Origin of the sequence: Nocardioides malaquae, from assembly GCF_015070385.1 — a bacterium.
Taxonomy (GTDB): domain Bacteria; phylum Actinomycetota; class Actinomycetes; order Propionibacteriales; family Nocardioidaceae; genus Nocardioides; species Nocardioides malaquae.
Window position 1 is genome coordinate 1 of record NZ_JADCSA010000858.1, and the last position, 250, is coordinate 250.

Sequence of the window (250 nt, forward strand, 5' to 3'; positions counted from 1 at the left end):
CATGAATACGGGAAGTTCAACACTTGTTCGTGAAGAAAACATCATTAACTTGCTCTTTGTGGCATTTGGCACTAGGCAATTGTTTTTCAAGTACAGGGATATATCTGCGAAAAGCTTTTCTATTCTTAAAAACAAATCAGTCAGGCCTGATCTTACAGTAACAAAAGCTCCATCACCTGTTTACATTCCACATTCCTCACTACCTGCCAATGGAAGAGCATTAATGTGTAAATTAAAGCAAAGAGGACCC

At 38.4% G+C, this 250-nt stretch carries 1 protein-coding gene; it reads left to right on the forward strand.

What is annotated here, in order from left to right; translation table 11 throughout:
• The coding region (locus IEQ44_RS17390; RefSeq protein ID WP_227487686.1) for a hypothetical protein at nt 1-250 on the forward strand (250 nt) is incomplete at both ends.